13 protein-coding genes are annotated in these 14440 nt (G+C 76.0%); 6 read left to right on the top strand and 7 right to left on the bottom strand.

All coding sequences use genetic code 11. From position 1 onward, the window contains the following. Positions 1-174: 174 nt before the first annotated feature. From MY520_RS11575 to dxs, 4 genes are all read left to right on the top strand, one after another. Entirely contained in the window at positions 175-1092 is a 918-nt protein-coding gene (locus MY520_RS11575; protein ID WP_436692247.1) for an alpha/beta hydrolase family protein, read from the top strand. A gap of 80 nt (positions 1093-1172) precedes the next feature. Beyond that, positions 1173-1403 (top strand): DUF4177 domain-containing protein, encoded by a 231-nt coding sequence (locus tag MY520_RS11570; protein WP_436692246.1) that lies wholly within the window; start codon positions 1173-1175, stop codon positions 1401-1403. 66 nt (positions 1404-1469) lie between these two features. Next, positions 1470-1838, top strand: coding sequence for a hypothetical protein (locus MY520_RS11565; protein ID WP_436692245.1), 369 nt, complete (start codon positions 1470-1472; stop codon positions 1836-1838). Between the two features lie 263 nt (positions 1839-2101). Continuing rightward, positions 2102-4018 (top strand): 1-deoxy-D-xylulose-5-phosphate synthase, encoded by a 1917-nt coding sequence (gene dxs / locus MY520_RS11560; RefSeq protein ID WP_436692244.1) that lies wholly within the window; start codon positions 2102-2104, stop codon positions 4016-4018. A gap of 198 nt (positions 4019-4216) precedes the next feature. On the opposite strand, the gene MY520_RS11555 is transcribed toward dxs, so the two are convergent. The 5 genes from MY520_RS11555 to MY520_RS11535 form a co-directional block, all read right to left on the bottom strand. Continuing rightward, a complete protein-coding gene (locus MY520_RS11555; RefSeq protein WP_436692243.1) occupies positions 4217-6301 on the bottom strand; it encodes a 3-hydroxyacyl-CoA dehydrogenase NAD-binding domain-containing protein in 2085 nt (694 codons plus the stop codon). Then, entirely contained in the window at positions 6298-7521 is a 1224-nt protein-coding gene (locus MY520_RS11550; protein ID WP_436692242.1) for a thiolase family protein, read from the bottom strand. The genes MY520_RS11555 and MY520_RS11550 overlap by 4 nt, the downstream gene beginning before the upstream one ends. A 115-nt stretch (positions 7522-7636) precedes the next feature. Continuing rightward, positions 7637-8968 (bottom strand): hypothetical protein, encoded by a 1332-nt coding sequence (locus tag MY520_RS11545; protein ID WP_436692241.1) that lies wholly within the window; start codon positions 8966-8968, stop codon positions 7637-7639. 90 nt (positions 8969-9058) lie between these two features. Then, positions 9059-10246 carry an HRDC domain-containing protein gene (locus tag MY520_RS11540; protein ID WP_436692240.1) on the bottom strand — a complete coding sequence of 396 codons (1188 nt, stop codon included), beginning with the start codon at positions 10244-10246 and terminating at the stop codon, positions 9059-9061. 185 nt (positions 10247-10431) lie between these two features. Beyond that, positions 10432-11064, bottom strand: a complete 633-nt coding sequence (locus MY520_RS11535) for a DUF3000 domain-containing protein (RefSeq protein WP_436692239.1) — start codon at positions 11062-11064, stop codon at positions 10432-10434. Between the two features lie 71 nt (positions 11065-11135). Between MY520_RS11535 and hemE the strand changes: the two genes are divergently transcribed. Together hemE and hemG are read left to right on the top strand one after the other, a co-directional pair. Next, positions 11136-12206, top strand: coding sequence for a uroporphyrinogen decarboxylase (gene hemE / locus MY520_RS11530; protein ID WP_436692238.1), 1071 nt, complete (start codon positions 11136-11138; stop codon positions 12204-12206). Then, entirely contained in the window at positions 12203-13570 is a 1368-nt protein-coding gene (gene hemG, locus MY520_RS11525; protein WP_436692237.1) for a protoporphyrinogen oxidase, read from the top strand. The genes hemE and hemG overlap by 4 nt, the downstream gene beginning before the upstream one ends. A gap of 10 nt (positions 13571-13580) precedes the next feature. On the opposite strand, the gene MY520_RS11520 is transcribed toward hemG, so the two are convergent. Together MY520_RS11520 and MY520_RS11515 are read right to left on the bottom strand one after the other, a co-directional pair. Then, positions 13581-13955 carry a hypothetical protein gene (locus tag MY520_RS11520; RefSeq protein WP_436692236.1) on the bottom strand — a complete coding sequence of 125 codons (375 nt, stop codon included), beginning with the start codon at positions 13953-13955 and terminating at the stop codon, positions 13581-13583. 182 nt (positions 13956-14137) lie between these two features. Continuing rightward, a partial coding sequence (locus tag MY520_RS11515; protein WP_436692235.1) for a response regulator transcription factor occupies positions 14138-14440 on the bottom strand: 303 nt, incomplete at its 5' end.

Genomic DNA, 14440 nt, shown 5'->3' with positions numbered 1-14440 from the left:
CTTGCCGGACGTCGAGGTGACCGTCGAGGCCTCCGGGTGTGGGGCACGGTGACGGCGAGCCGGACCGAACGGCTCCCCGCGCGGTGGGCTGCGCGGCCTGCGCTCCGGCGTCGCTGACGCGCGACGTCGGGAGCGCACGCTCGGGCAACGCGTCCGCGCCGGAGGTCGCAATACGTGACCGGGCAGTTCCAGTCGGTCATCATGGGGGACATGCGACGACCCGGCACGCGTGCGTGGGCCGCCGTCTCCGCGCTTCTCGCCGTCCTGGTGGTCGTCGGGGTCCGCGAGGCGGCCGTCGCCGCTGGCACCGGGTCCGGCGAGGTGCGCCCGGGTCCGGGGGTCGCTGCGGCGGCCGCACCCGCTCCTGTCTCCGCGGGCCAGCCACCGCTGGCCAGGCTCGAGCACGCCTCCATCGGCGAGGACACGATCAGCGGCCGGCGGGTCCTGACCGTCACGAGCACCCGCCCCGTCAGCGGGCCGCGGCCCGTGGCGCTGATGCTGCACGGTGCCGGGCACGACCGGCGGGTCCCCGTCGAGGAGTCGGCACAACGGTTCACCCAGACGCTGATCGATGCCGGCTGGGTGGTGGCGGCCTCGGATGCGGGCGGGGACGCCTGGGGTTCCTCCGCGTCGCAGGCTGACCACCTGTCCCTCCTCGACCGGCTGCGAGAGGTGTACCCGGTCAGCGGAGTGGTGCTGGTGTCCATGTCGATGGGCGGGGTGGCCGGGTTGAACATGGTGGCCGACGGGTCGGTGCCCGACCTGCTGGGGTGGGTGGGGATCACCGCGGTGACGAACCTGCGTGCGGTGGCCGCGGATCCTCGGTTCACCGACCGGATCGCGGGGGCGCTGAGCGCGGGGGAGATCGCCGCGCGGGATCCGCTCGCCCTGCCGGCCGATCAGCTGGGCGGCGTGCCGCTGGTCGCGGTGGTGTCCCCGTCGGACCCGTGGACCCCGCCGGTGAGCCAGCTGACGCCGTTCGCCGAACACATGGGAGCCGTGAACCCCCCGCGTGTGGTCGAGTGCTCGGACGGGCACCTCGGGGTGGACTGCTACCGAGCCGACGTCGTGATGGAGCTGGTCGCCGGTTGACGGGGTCGGCGCCGGACCCGGGGAGCCGGAGAATCCCTGCCTGACGAGGGTCGCCGTCCCCGACCGGTTACCGTGCTCCCGTGACCACCTGGGAGTACGCCTCGGTCATCACGGCCAACGACGCGGAGTCGCAGCGCGCGGGGGTGAGCGTGAAGCTCCCCGGCGGTCAGCTCGAGCGCCAGCAGGGGGACACCAGCTCGGTGCTCAACCGGTTGGGCAGCGAGGGCTGGGAGCTGGTCAACTACCACTCCAGCGGCGCCGGCACCTGGGGCTTCGAGCAGTTCTGGCTGAAGCGCCCCACCTCGGCCTGACGCCGATCCAGCTCGACAGCGGGCGCGTCCGTCGAACGTCTGTTCGACTGATGGCACACTGGTGCGGTGGACGGGACCCTGCCGCCGGGCTGGCCGGACGCCGTCCGGCCGCCTGGGGCGCCGGACTGGGAGCAGTCCGCCGTCGCCTGGCTGTTCGACCTGGTCCCGCCGGACTACCGCGCCCACGAGGTGCTCCGCCGCTATCCGGTGCTGCTGGCCCGCTTCGCCCGTGACCACGTGGCCGCGGGGCTCGAGGCGGCGCGGGCCGGCTGGCGCACGGTGCGGGTGGAGCTCGGCGACGACCTGCCGGCCGACGCCATGGCCGCCGCGATGACCGCGTACGAGCGGGAGGGCACCCGGCTGGCCGCCGCCGCCCGGGGCGTGGAGGTGGTCGCCGGGGCGCTGCGCGGGGAGCGCTGGGTGCCCCGGTTGTGAGCGGGCAGGGGCGTGAGCACCGCAGCGAGGAACGAGCGAGGAGCGGAGCGCCCCGCGGGAGCGAACCACGGGACCTGTGAGCGGACAGGGGCGTGAGCACCGCGGCGAGGAGCGGAGCGCCCCGCGGGAGCGACCGAGGGCGTTGTGAGCCTGCATCCACCCTCGGTGCTCGAACGGAAGACGTCCGTGAACGCGGCTACAGTTGGTCGGCGGCCGTTGCCGAGCCGTGCACCTGCCGCCGACAGAGAGGACACCACCGCCCCGTGTCGCTCCTGCGATCGCTCCGTACCCCCGCCGACCTCCGTGCGCTGGCTCCCGAGCAGCTCCCCGTGCTGGCCGCCGAGATCCGCGACGCACTCGTCACCAGCGTCGCGCGCACCGGCGGCCACCTCGGCCCCAACCTCGGCGCGGTCGAGCTGACCATCGCCCTGCACCGCGTCTTCGAGTCCCCGCGCGAGCCGATCGTCTTCGACACCGGCCACCAGAGCTACGTGCACAAGATGCTCACCGGCCGGGTGGAGGGTTTCGAGCGGCTGCGCCAGCGCGGCGGGCTCTCCGGTTACCCGAGCCGGACCGAGAGCGAGCACGACTGGGTCGAGAACAGCCACGCCTCCACCTCGCTGTCCTACGCCGACGGGCTGGCCAAGGCGCTCGCCGTCCGCGGGGAGAAGCGGCCGGTCGTCGCCGTCATCGGTGACGGCGCGCTCACCGGCGGGATGGCCTGGGAGGCGCTGAACAACATCGCCGCCGCCCAGGACCGCCCGGTCGTCATCGTCGTCAACGACAACGGGCGCTCCTACTCGCCGACCATCGGCGGCGTCGCCGACGCGCTGGCCACCCTCCGGCTGCGGCCGGGGTACGAGCAGGCGCTGCTCCAGGTGCGCCAGGCGCTGCACCGCGCGCCGGTGCTGGGCTCGGCCCTCTACGACGCCCTGCACGCGATCAAGAAGGGCCTCAAGGACGTCCTCTCGCCGCAGGGCATGTTCGAGGACCTCGGCCTCAAGTACGTCGGCCCGGTCGACGGGCACGACATCGAGGTGATGGAGTCGGCGCTGCGCCGGGCCCGCTCCTTCGGCGGCCCGGTGATCGTGCACGCGGTCACCACGAAGGGCTTCGGCTACCCGCCGGCCGAGACCGACCAGATCGACGCCTGGCACGCCACCGGCGTCTTCGACCCCGACAGCGGGGCCTGCGCCGCCACCGCACGGGACTGGACGGCGGCCTTCTCCGACGAGCTGGTCCGGATCGGCGCCGAGCGGTCCGACGTCGTCGCGATCACCGCCGCGATGCTGCACCCCACCGGCCTGGCGGCCTTCGCCGAGCGCTTCCCCGACCGCACCTTCGACGTCGGCATCGCCGAGCAGCACGCCCTCACCTCGGCCGCGGGCCTGGCGATGGGCGGTCTGCACCCGGTGGTCGCGGTCTACTCGACCTTCCTCAACCGGGCGTTCGACCAGCTGCTCATGGACGTCGCGCTGCACCGCCAGCCGGTGACCGTCGTCCTCGACCGGGCCGGGGTCACCGGCACCGACGGCGCCTCGCACAACGGCATGTGGGACATGTCGATCCTGTCGGTCGTCCCCGGCCTGCGGCTGGCCGCGCCGCGCGACGAGCCGACGTTGCGGGAGGCGCTGCGCGAGGCGGTCGCGGTCATCGACGGCCCCACCGTCGTCCGCTTCCCGAAGGGCGCGCCGCCGGTCGACATCCCGGCGCTGGAACGGCGCGGGCCGGTCGACGTCCTGCGCCGCGGGACGCGGCCGGAGGTGCTGCTGGTCGCCGTCGGCTCGATGGTGCCGCTGTGCCTGGCCGCCGCCGAGCGCGCCGCCGACCACGGCATCGAGGTGACCGTCGCCGACCCGCGCTGGGTGCTGCCGGTCTCCGCCGAGCTGGTCGAGCTGGCCGCCGAGCACCGGCTGGTCGTCACCGTCGAGGACGGCGGCCGCGCCGGCGGCGTCGGGACGACGCTCACCCAGGCGCTGCAGGACCGCGGCTGCGACGTGCCACTGCGGGCGCTGGGGCTGCCGCAGGAGTTCCTCGAGCACGGCAGCCGGGGTCAGGTGCTGGCCGACGTCGGCCTGACCGAGCAGGACGTCGCCCGCCGGATCGCCGAGTGGACCGCGGTCCTGACCGAGCGGGCGGAGCCCGTCGTCGCCGCCCCGGTGGACGGCGCCCAGCGGTAGTCCCGCCCGGCCCGGCCGACGCGCGACAGAGCGCCGCCCCTCCGCGAGGAGGGACGGCGCTCTCGCCGTCTGTCCGGACTCTCCGCGCGGAAAGTCCGGATCAGCCCCGGACTTACGGCGCGGAAAGTCCGGATCCGGCGTCGGTTTCCGCGGAAACCGACGGGATGTTCGTGGCGGTTTCCGCGGAAACCGACGGGATCAGGCGGGGAGGGAGGCGACGCCGCGCGAGAGGAAGCGCCGGCCGGTGACCGCCTCCGAGACGCCGGTGCGGTCGAGGTGGGCGGAGATGCCGCCCAGCCAGAACGGCCACCCGGCGCCCAGCAGCATGCACAGGTCGATGTCCTGCACGGCCTGCACGACGCCCTCGTCCAGCATCAGCCGGATCTCCTGCGCCAGCGCCTCGACCGCCCGCGCGCGCACCTGCTCCTCGGTCAGCGGCGCGTCGCCGGCGTCGAGGCCCGCGAGCTCGGGGTCGACGACACCGGGCTCGGAGTACACCGACGACTTCCCGAGCTCGACCATCCGCCGCAGCGCCTCGCCGACGGCGAACCGGTCGGGGAAGGCCTCGTGCATCCGCTCGGCGACGTGCAGCGCCACCGGCGGGCCGACCAGCGTCAGCAGCTCGAACGGCGTCATGGGCAGGCCGAGCGGGTCGAGCGCGCGGTCGGCGACGGCCACCGGGGTGCCCTGCTCGACGGCGGCGGTGATCTCGCCGAGGAAGCGCGTGAGCAGCCGGTTGACGACGAACGCGGGGGCGTCGGCGACCAGCACGCAGCTCTTCCCCAGGGCCTTGCCGACGGCGAACGCGGTGGCCAGCGTGGCGTCGTCGGTCTGCTCGGCGCGCACCACCTCCAGCAGCGGCAGGACCGCCACCGGGTTGAAGAAGTGCAGGCCGACGACCCGCTCCGGGTGCTCGAGCTTGGACGCCATCTCGGTCACCGACAGCGCCGAGGTGTTGGTGGCCAGCACGCACGTCTCGGACACCACGGCCTCGACCTCGGCGAACACCTGCTGCTTCACCGAGAGCTCCTCGAAGACGGCCTCGATGACGAGGTCGGCGTCGGCGAAGGCGTCCTTGGACAGCGAGCCGGTCACCAGGCCGGTGAGCCGGTTGAGGGCATCGGGCGAGAGCCGGCCCCGGGCGGCCAGCTTCGCCAGCTCCGCGTGCACGGAGCCGACGCCCTTGTCCACGCGCGCCTGGTCGACGTCGGTGAGGACGACGGGCACCTCCAGCCGCCGCACGAGCAGCAGCGCCAGCTGGGCGGCCATGAGTCCCGCACCGACGACGCCGACCTTGGTGACCTTCCGCGCCAGCGCCTTGTCCGGCGCGCCGGCCGGCCGCCTGGCCCGCTTGTTGACCAGGTCGAAGGCGTACAGCGAGGCCCGCAGCTGGTCGCTCATCAGCAGGTCGGTCAGGGCGTCGTCCTCCGCGGCGGTGCCGGCGGGGAAGGCCTCGCCGTCCACGCCGTGGCGCGCGAGGTCCAGCAGCTGCACCGCGCGCAGTGCGCCCGGCGAGGCGTCGCGGGTGCGGCCGGCCACGATCGCGCGGGCCCGGGCGATGGCGTCGTCCCACGCCGAGCGGTCGACGTCGGGGCGGGACACGGTCACGGCGCCGCTGAGCACCCCGGCGGCCCACTCCAGCGAGCGCTCGAGGAAGTCGGCCGGCTCGAACACCGCGTCGGCGATGCCGAGCCGGGCGGCCTTCGGCGCCGGCGTCATCGCGTTCTGCGCCAGGGCGTTCTCGACGACGACCGTGACCGCCGGGTCGATGCCGATCAGGTTCGGCAGCAGCTGCGTGCCGCCCCAGCCGGGCACCAGGCCGAGGAAGACCTCGGGGAAGGCGACCGCCGCGGTGGTGGCGATCGTCCGGTACCGGCAGTGCAGCGCCAGCTCCAGCCCGCCGCCCAGCGCGACGCCGTTGACGAAGGCGAACGTGGGGATCGGCGAGTCCTTGAGCCGGCGGAACACCCGGTGGCCGGTCGCGGCGATCGCCCGGGCGGCCGCGGCGTCGCTCACCGAGGGCACGCCCGAGAGGTCGGCGCCGACGGCGAAGACGAACGGCTTGCCGGTGACGGCGATCGCCGCCGGCGCGGGGGAGTGCGCCGCGATCTCGTCGAGCGCGGCATCCAGCGACGCGAGCCCGCCCGGGCCGAAGGTGGACGGGCGGGTGTGGTCCTGCCCGCTGTCCAGGGTGACGAGGGCCAGCTCGCCGGCCAGGCCGGGCAGGGCCAGGAACCGGACCAACGCCCGAGTCACGACCTCGTTCTCGAAGACGGCGGTCACTTCTCGACACCCTCCCAGTTCGGGTTCTCCCAGATCACGGTGCCGCCCATGCCCAGTCCGATGCACATGGCGGTCAGGCCGTAGCGGACGTCGGGCCGCTCGGCGAACTGGCGGGACAGCTGGGTCATCAGCCGCACGCCGGAAGAGGCCAGCGGGTGGCCGACGGCGATCGCGCCGCCCCACGGGTTGACCCGCTCGTCGTCGTCGGCGATGCCGAAGTGGTCGAGGAACGCCAGCACCTGGACGGCGAAGGCCTCGTTGAGCTCGAACAGGCCGATGTCCCCGATCGAGAGGCCGGTGCGGGCCAGCGCCTTCTCCGTCGACGGCACCGGGCCCACGCCCATGACCTCGGGCTCGACGCCGGCGAACCCGTAGCCGACCAGCCGCATGCCGATGGTCAGGCCGAGCTCCCGGGCGACGTCCTCGGCGGCGAGCAGGCAGCCGGTGGCGCCGTCGTTGAGGCCCGCGGCGTTGCCGGCGGTGACGTGGCCGTGCGGGCGGAACGGCGTCTTCAGGGTGCCGAGGCCCTCGAGCGTGGTGGTCGGCCGCGGCGGCTCGTCCACGGTCGCCAGGCCCCACCCGTGCTCGGCCGAGCGGGTGGCCACGGGGACCAGCTCGGGGCCGATCTGCCCGTTGGCGACCGCCTTGGCGTACCGCTGCTGGCTGGCCAGCGCGAAGGCGTCGGCGCGCTCCCGGGTCAGGTGCGGGAAGCGGTCGTGCAGGTTCTCCGCGGTCGAGCCCATGACCAGCGCCGAGCCGTCGACCAGCTTCTCGCTGAAGAACCGCGGATTGGGGTCGGCACCCTCGCCCATCGGGTGGCGGCCCATGTGCTCGACCCCGCCCGCGATGGCGACGTCGTAGGCGCCGAAGGCGATGCCGGACGCGGTCGTGGTCACCGCGGTCATCGCACCCGCGCACATGCGGTCGATGGCGTAGCCCGGCACGGTCGTCGGGAGCCCGGCCAGCAGCGCCGCGGTGCGGCCGATGGTCAGCCCCTGGTCGCCGATCTGGGTGGTGGCGGCGATGGCCACCTCGTCGATCCGGTCGGCCGGCAGCGACGGGTTGCGCCGCAGCAGCTCGCGGATGCAGCGCACGACGAGGTCGTCGGCGCGCGTCTCGGCGTAGATGCCCGTCGGCCCGGCCTTGCCGAAGGGGGTGCGCACGCCGTCGACGAAGACGACCTCACGCAACGACCGTGGCCGCCGCTCTTCAGATGACACAGGACCTCCGCGAGAGTTCGGAGCCGGCCCGGTGGGGCGCGGCGCCCGCCAAGTTACCCGCCGGTAACGAGAGGTCCAAGCCGACGCGTGCTCCGACCGGGTGATGTCGCGCCGTTCACCTGCCGAAGGCGGCCGTCCGCCCGAGCAGCGGAACCCGGCCGAGGCTGACCCCGCCGGCCGTGACGGCCTCGACGGTGGCCGTGCCTCGGGGGAAGGGCGCGACCACGACGCCGTCGACGGCGGGGTGCTCGGCGAGGAAGGAGCCGCGGGCGCTGTGCGCGCGGACGGTCGTCACCGTCGGCGGAGCGACCACGACCAGGGTGCTCCGCGCCGTGGGGGCACCGACCTCCACGACCGCGCACGACGCCGCGAGGACGCGCCGGTCCAGCGGCACGCCCGCCGGCTCGATGGCGAGGGCGCAGGGGTTGGCCGCCTCGACCCGCTCGGTGGTGGGCAGCCCCCACTCCACCGCCACGACCACCGCTCCGCTCGGCACGGTCACGGTGACGACCACGCCCACCCCGGCGGCGCGTCCGGGGCCTGGTACGGCGCCCACCCAGGGGAGCGCGACGTCGACCTCCGCGGGCGGCAGCCCGATGCGGGTCAGGACCTCGGCCACGACGTCGGCCGCCAGGCGCGTCCCCGCCGACGACGGCGCCCCGCGCCAGGCGTCCGGGGGCGCCGCGATCGCGGTCGGGCCCGCCGCGAGGTCCGGATCGGCGCGGACCAGCAGCGCGCCGTCGCGGAGCACCCGGTACGAGACGGCCGAGGTCGAGGGCACGTCGTTGGGCGGCAGGGCCACGACGGCCACGCCGTCGGTGGTCGGCACCGTCCGGAACGTGCGCGCCGCGCTGCCGTCCTCGGCGATGTCGGGGTGCTCCGAGACCTGCACGACGTCGCCCGGCGCGGCGACGACGACGAGCGCGCCGGCGCGGGGATCGACCACGGCCACCGGCCGGTCGGCTCGGACGCGGTGCGGGACGGTGCGCAGGGTCATCTGCTCCGGCGGCGCGCCCGGTGGTCCGGCGAACCAGGCCGCGGCCAGGTCCGGCCGGCCGCCGTTCCCGGAGGGCGGGGGCACCCCCGGTACCAGCGTGTACGTCCCGACCACGAGCGCCCACCGCCCGCCGGGGACGTCGCCGGCGAAGACCACCCGGCGCGACCCCAGCGGGGCGTCGGGGATGCCGGGCCCGACGGTCGACTCGCGCACCGTCCACGGCAACCGGCGGACGCCGGCGAGGACGGCGGCGTCCCCGGCCAGGGAGCCGCGCGGCGGCAGGAGCACGACCTCCGCGGGCGGGGGGACGGGCGGCGCCGAGAGCGGCAGTGCCGGCCCCTGGCGGGGGAGGAGCAGAGCCGCGGCCAGGGCCGCCCCGACGACGGCGACGAGGACCCGGCCCACGGCGGGCCGGCTCGCGCCGCCGCGCAGCTCACCGGAGGTGCCCATCCCGCCGCCCCTCGCCCGGGCCGGCGCCGGCGGGCTGCCGCGTCGGCCGTCAGGAGGAGCGTGGCACGGCCGGCGGACGCGCGGCGCGGCTCAGGCGCGGGCGACCGCGTCGGTCAGGAGGTCCCGGGTGAGCTCCACCTGCCACTCGCGGGCCCCGCCGGCGCGCAGCGCCGCGGCGACCGAGGCGCTGTCCCGCGACTCGGGCGGCGCCCAGGTCAGCCGGCGCACCAGGTCCGGGGAGAGCAGGTTCTCCACCGGCACGCTGTGCTTCGCCGACAGCTCCGCGAGCCCGGCCCGGGCCACCTGCAGCCGGGTGGCGGCGGCGGGGTCCCGGTCGGCCCAGCGGCTCACCGGCGGCGGGCCGTCGCCCGGCTTGCTGTGCAGCGGCAGCTCCGACTCCGGCAGCTCGCGGCCGCGGGTCAGCGCGCCGAACCAGGTGCCCACCAGCTTGCGGTTGGCGCGGCCGCGGAACACCGGCAGGTCCAGCAGGGCCGCCTCCGTGCGCGGGTCGGCCTGCACCGCGGAGACCATCGCCGCATCGGGCAGCACCCGGCCGGGGGCGACGTCGCGGCGGCGGGCGAGGTCGTCACGGGCCTGCCACAGCGAGCGGAGCATGCCGAGCTGACGGCGGTTGCGCAGGCCGTGCACGCCGGAGGTGCGCCGCCACGGGTCCTGCTTGGGGGCCGGCGGCCCGGCGGTGAGGATCGCCTCGAACTCCTGCCGCGCCCACTCGGTCTTGCCCTGCTCCTCGAGGACGGCGGCCAGCGCGTCGCGCAGGTCGACCAGCACCTCGACGTCCAGGGCGGCGTAGACCAGCCACTCCTCGGGCAGCGGGCGGGTGCTCCAGTCGGCGGCGGAGTGCCCCTTCTGCAGCGAGTAGCCGAGCAGCGACTCGACGACGGCGCCCAGCCCGACCCGCGGCAGCCCGGCCAGCCGCGCGGCCAGCTCGGTGTCGAAGATGCGCGTGGGCACCAGGCCGATCTCGGCCAGGCAGGGCAGGTCCTGGTTGGCGGCGTGCAGCACCCACTCGGCGTCGGCGATCGCCTCCTGGACCACCGAGAGATCGGGGAGCGGGATCGGGTCCAGCAGCCCCGTTCCCGACCCGTTGCGGCGCAGCTGCACCAGGTAGGCGCGCTGGCCGTACCGGTAGCCGGAGGCGCGTTCGGCGTCCACCGCGACCGGTCCGGTGCCGGACCGCAGGGCGGCGGCGTACTCGACCAGGGCGGTGGAGGTCTCGATGACCGGGGGCAGGCCGTCGCGGGGGGCGAGCAGCGGCACCGCCGGAGGGGCGGCCGGCTCGTCGTCCGGCGTCGGGAGGGGGTCGGTGCTCAGGGCAGGTCCACCTTCTCGCCCGTCTCGTCAGCAGTACGACGCCGGCAGCGCACAGCCTCGCGGCACGGGACCGCGGAAGGCCGGGGAGAGGGCGCCGGCGCGGGGGTGTCGCGACCCCCGGGACATCGATGTTAGAGAGTCCCGCCACCCGACGGGCCGGAGGGACCCAGCAGCCGGACGCCGGGGGGCGGCAGACCGGCCGCGGTGCCCAGCACCTCCAGCCACGCGTTCAGGTGCCTGTCGAGGTGGCTGTCCTCCGCCGTCCACGACGCGCGGATCTCCACGTCGACCGAGTGCTCGGGCCCGGCCAGCTCGCCGAACCGCGTCGAGGCGGTGCGGGTGACCGTGCCGCCGACCGCGTGGTGGGTTGCGCCGGCCTCGTCGAGCGCGTCGGTGAGCCAGCTCCACGCGACCTCCGAGAACATCGCGTCGTCCACCATGTGCTCGTCGGTGGTCGCCGAGAGGTACCCGACGCAACGCGTGGTCCCCGCCCAGGCCTCGTGGCCGGCCGGGTCGTGCAGGACGATGAACCGCCCGCTGGCGACCTCGACCTCCTCGTCGCCCTCCGGCTCGGTGACCAGCGCGCCGACCGCGTACGCGAACGGCGCGAGCCGCTGCGGGGCGGGGATGGACTCGAGGACGATCTCGGGGCGCGTCGTCACGCTCGCCAGCGCCGCCAGCCCAGCACGGAACTCCTCCGGGGGTTCGTCCCCGGTCCGGTCGCCGGTGCCGTGCCCGGCTCCGGCCAGGCTGGAAGGCTCCACGTTCGCAGGGTAGGTCGCGACGCCGCCCCGCGCGGCCGACGCGCCGCACCGTTCTGGGAGGATCGACGGTCGTGACCGCCGTTCCCGAACCCGTGCCGACCCCGGGTCCATCCCCTGCCGACTCGGACCTCGTCCGGGCCACCCGGGGCCTGCCGGTGAGCCGGACGCCCGTGTGGTTCATGCGCCAGGCCGGCCGCTCGCTGCCGGAGTACCGGGCGCTGCGGGCCGGCACCCGGATGCTGGAGGCCTGCCAGGACCCCGACCTGGTCACCGAGATCACCCTGCAGCCGGTGCGCCGGCACGGGGTGGACGCCGCGATCCTCTTCTCCGACATCGTGCTGCCGCTGGTCGTCGCCGGCGTGGACATCGAGATCAAGCCCGGCGTCGGCCCGGTCGTGGCCGACCCCGTGCGCACGGTCGCCGACGTCGACGCGCTGCCCGACCTCGAGCCGGAGCGGCTGGACTTCCTGCAGACGGCGGTGCGCCGGCTGGTCGCCGAGCTCGGCCCCATCCCGCTCATCGGGTTCGCGGGCGCGCCGTTCACCCTCGCCACCTACCTGATCGAGGGCGGGCCCTCCAAGGAGCACGCCCGCACCAAGGCCTTCATGTACGCCGAGCCCGCGGCCTGGACCCGGCTGCTGGACCGGCTGGCCGTCTCGGCGGCGACCTTCCTGCGGGCGCAGGTCGACGCCGGCGCCTCGGCGGTGCAGCTGTTCGACTCCTGGGCGGGCGTGCTGTCGGCGGCCGACTACGCGCAGCGGGTGCTGCCGCACTCCCGCGCGGTGTTCGACGGGCTCGGCGACCGCGACGTCCCGCGCATCCACTTCGGCGTCGGTACCGGTGAGCTGCTCGCGCTGATCGGGGACGCCGGCGCCGACGTCGTGGGCGTCGACTGGCGGGTGCCGCTGGACGAGGCGGCCCGCCGGGTGGGCCCGCAGCGGTCCCTGCAGGGCAACCTCGACCCCGCCGTCCTCCTGGCTGACCGGGACACCGTCGACCGGGAGGTCCGCCGGGTGGTCGAGCAGGGCCGGGCCGCCCGCGGGCACGTGTTCAACCTGGGCCACGGCGTCCTGCCGGACACCGACCCGGGCGTGCTGACCCACGTCGTCGAGCTGGTCCACGAGCTGACCACCGTTCCGTGACCCGTCTGGTCGTCGTCGGCGCCGGGATCACCGGGCTGGCGGCCGCCTTCGAGTGGCGGCGCCGGCGGCCGGACGACGAGATCGTGGTCCTGGAGGCGGGCGACCGGATCGGCGGGAAGCTGGACCGGGTCCGGCTGGCCGGGCACTGGTACGACACCGGGCCCGAGGCCGTGCTGGCGCGGGTGCCCGAGGCGGTGCAGCTGGTCGAGCGGCTGGGGCTGGCCGACCGGCTGGTCCGGCCGGCGACGACCCAGGCCGCCGTCGTCCTGCCCGACGGCCGGCACCGGCTGCCTGCCGGCACCGTGCTCGGGGTGCCCGCCTCCGCGGACGGCCTCGACGGCATCCTGACGCCGGACGGCGTGGCGCGGGTCGCCGCCGAGGCCGATCTGCCGCCGCTGACGCCGGCGGGTGACGTCGCCGTCGGCGCGCTGCTGCGGGAGCGGCTCGGCGACGAGGTGGTCGACCGGCTGGTCGAGCCGCTGCTCGGTGGCGTCTACGCCGGGCGGGCCGACGAGCTCTCGCTGGTCGCCACGATGCCCGCGCTGGCCGCCCACCTGCCGCGGGCCCGTTCGGTGCTGGGCGCGGCGGCCGCCGCGCGGGACGCCGGGGAGCGCAGCCGCTTCGACGCCGACGCGCCGGTGTTCGTGACCCTCGACGACGGCATCGGGTCGCTGCCCGCCGTCCTGGTGGCGGCGGCACGCGCCGACGTCCGGCTGCGGACCCCCGCGCACGCGCTGACCCGCACCGCGGGCGGCTTCGAGCTGTCCATCGGCCCGGTCGCCGCCCCCGAGCGCCTGACCGCCGACGCCGTGCTCGTGACCGCGCCGGCGGCCAAGGCCGCGCGGCTGCTGCAGTCGGTCGCGCCCGGCGCGGTCGAGCCCCTGCAGGGCATCCCGTACGCGTCGATGGCCGTGGTCGCCATGGCCTTCCCCGCCCAGCACGTCGAGGCCGGATCCGGCCTGCTGGTGCCGCCGGTGACCGGCCGGCTGGTCAAGGGCGTGACCGTCTCGTCGGCCAAGTGGCCGCACCTGGCGGGGGAGTCCCTGCTGGTGCGCTCGTCGGTCGGCCGGTTCCGCGACGAGTCGGAGCTGCAGCGCACCGACGACGACCTCACCGCCGCCGTGGTCGCCGACGTGGCGGACCTGCTGGGCCTCGCCCGCCCGGAGCCGGTGGCGACGCGGCTGGTGCGCTGGGGCGGCGGGCTGCCGCAGTACCTGGTCGGCCACCAGGACCGGGTGGACGCCGTCCGGGCCGCGGTGAGCGCGGTGCCGGGGCTGGCCATCGCGGGGGCGGCGTTCCGCGGGGTCGGCGTCCCGGCGTGCATCCGGGACGCGCTGCACGCCGTCGACGCGCTGACCGGCTGAGCCGCCCGGCTCAGGGACCGCGCCGCTGCCGGACCGGGCGCAGGTCGTCGTCCTCCTCGTAGACCACGTCGACGTCGTGGCCGAGCGCGTCCAGCTCGTCCTGGACGGCGAAGGCGACGTCCAGCCCCTCCCGCCGCCACGCCGCCCACTCGGCCTCGTCGGCCGCCCGCTGGTCCCGGGGTGGCGTGCCCCAGTCCCACCGTTCGGCGAGCTCCTCGAACCGCCGGACCCAGTCGTCGAGCCGGGCGGTGAGGCCGGGCGACAGGCCGAGGTCGTCGGGGTCGACGTCCCCGTACCGCTCGTGGTCCCGATCCCACAGGCCCGTCCCCTGGTGCTCGGCCATCACCCAGACGACGGGCGGCAGCGGCTCCGGCTCCTCGGGCACGCCGCCCAGTGTGCTGGAGGGTGCGCCGCGCCACTCCGTTCCCGGGCATCCGACGAGCCCGTCCGCTGTTGAGTTCGGGGTGACGTCCCCGCACCACCCCGACCAGATCCGCCCCCGTCCCGTCGTCTGCCTGCGCCACCACGTGTGGATGGCCGCCTGCGACGACTGCCGCGCCGCCCGCGTCAGCGCTCCACAGCGGGCCGCCGGCCGGTGACCGTCGCCGTGGCGAGTTCCGTGCGGTTGGCCAGGCCCAGCTTGGCCAGGATGTTCCGCACGTGGCTCTCCACGGTGCGCTCGGAGAGCACCAGCCGCTCGGCGATCTGCCGGTTGGTCAGCGCCGCGGTGACCAGCTCGGCGACCTCCCGCTCCCGCACGGTCAGCGGGTCGGCCGCCCGGGCCGCCCGCGTCGCGCGCTCCGCCAGCGCCGCGGCCCGCCGCTCCGGGCCCGGCATCCCCAGCCGGCGGGCGTCGGCGCAGGCCGAGCG

Origin of the sequence: Geodermatophilus sp. CPCC 205506 (assembly GCF_051383635.1) — a bacterium.
GTDB lineage: Bacteria > Actinomycetota > Actinomycetes > Mycobacteriales > Geodermatophilaceae > Geodermatophilus.
The sequence above is the reverse complement of the archived record's forward strand: the minus strand, read 5'-3'. Positions and strand labels throughout refer to the sequence as shown.